The organism is Pseudoalteromonas phenolica (assembly GCF_005886345.1).
Classification (GTDB): domain Bacteria; phylum Pseudomonadota; class Gammaproteobacteria; order Enterobacterales; family Alteromonadaceae; genus Pseudoalteromonas; species Pseudoalteromonas phenolica_A.
This window is the reverse complement of sequence record NZ_PNEC01000095.1, coordinates 1-1,699: the sequence shown is the minus strand read 5'-3', so window position 1 is coordinate 1,699 and position 1,699 is coordinate 1. Positions and strand designations below refer to the sequence as shown.

Annotated in this window: 1 protein-coding gene; it reads left to right on the top strand. The window is 36.1% G+C overall.

What is annotated here, in order from left to right; all coding sequences use genetic code 11:
* Positions 1-721: 721 nt before the first annotated feature.
* Entirely contained in the window at positions 722-1,240 is a 519-nt protein-coding gene (locus tag CWB72_RS20165) for a hypothetical protein (protein ID WP_138635195.1), read from the top strand.
* Positions 1,241-1,699: the final 459 nt, after the last annotated feature.

Here is a 1,699-nt window from a genome sequence, read left to right as displayed (position 1 = left end):
CTTTTAGTGGGTAACACCAGTGTTTCAGGGAATGAAAGTTGAGTTCGTTGTATAAACTTTTTAAATTTGTTGTTCTAGGTTGCGTAATATCATTAGCTGTTGTCTATATTACTCTTGAGATTCTACCAAGAGCTTATACAGTTTTACCAAGCTATCATTCTTTGATTGCTATAATTCTCTCTGTGATTTTAGGTTTTGGCTTGGCTGGGTTTATCATATATTACAAGCGAAAAGTTCAATAAGGCTGCTACCAACACATAACAAGCAATTAAACAGGGATTAAAAACAGCGGGCTTTTCGCTTCGCTCGATTTTAGCCCACTATTTTTAACCCGTTAATCGGGCGTTATGCGTCACTTTAAATTGCTGTCTTTAAAACGGTTTTTACTTCAAGTCTTTCCTTAAGGTCAGCTTTTAGTTACAGTGGCGTAATCAAATTTTAAGTTGGTCTTGGCTTTTCTTTTTCAATTTAAGCTGTGGCCAGAAAGGTCATTCACCAGTCTAACGCTTCTTTGCAATTTTTGGTTTGGTGAGTGCTTTTTTAAATAAAAATTTAGCTCGTTGGTGCAGGCGCAAGCGCTTTGAAAGAGGTGTGTCAACGCATAACAAAGTCGTCAACGCGGACAAAAACTGTTGGCTGCTACGCTTCGCTTCACATTTTAGCCAACAATTTTTTGCCGGTTACAACGGCGTTATGTAACAAATTCGCACAAGGCTATAATTTGAAATTCTATTTAAAAACCTTTTTAACATTAACCTGTTTACCTCTAGTGGTTGGAATCGTTATTGGTGTTCTTTACCAATATGCTTCTGGTGACACGCAGTCTGATATGGAGCAAGGCATTCTTGGTTTTAGTAACCAATTCGTTTTTGAAATGTTTGTCTTTTTAAATATTCTGTTAGTTACAATATACGTGTACATAAAAGGGCAAGTAGAAAACCCTCTTTCTAAATTAGAAAAGTTACTATTTTACTGGTTACCAGCCACAGCTTTGGGGTTTGTAGTTCCATTTTTTGGTGCGATGTACGGTTTTATTATTGGTCACCCCACATCACCTGATTTAATGAATTTAGCTATCTTAGGCGTATTTGCCTTTATTTGTTCAGCAGGTTTTTTCATGCTCTTATTATTACCCGCTCACTCAGGTATTTATCCGAAGAACATTAAAGATAAAAGGCTATTATATTCAGCTATAACAATATCTATGTTCGCTGTGTATGGGTGGCGTTTTGTTACATAACAAGTCATTTCAGCAGGACAAAAACAGCTGGTTTTTGCTCGTGCCTCGCTAATTTTAACCAGCTATTTTACTGCCCCTGAATGAGGCGTTATGTGTACCGAAAATTTATCAGTAAATTTAATACTTCCCAGCAAAATGTATAAGTGATTATCGTTTGAAGTGCCCTAAATGCCAGAGTAGTGTAATTCCTAAACAAGAATACGTTTCTCCTCAATATACAAAAAATTCATGTCCTGTTTGTGGCTATGAATTTATGTTTAGGTTTAATAAGTTGCGCCTTGTACTAATCTACTCTGTTTTAGCACTTGTTTTACTTGGTTATTTAATTAGTTAGGTTTAATGTACACATAACAAAGCAAATTAAAAGTGCGGACAAAAATCAGTTGGCTTTGTTCGTGCCTCACAAATTTTAGCCAACTAATTTTTGCCGTTTATTTGCGGCGTTATACGCACTAGGAA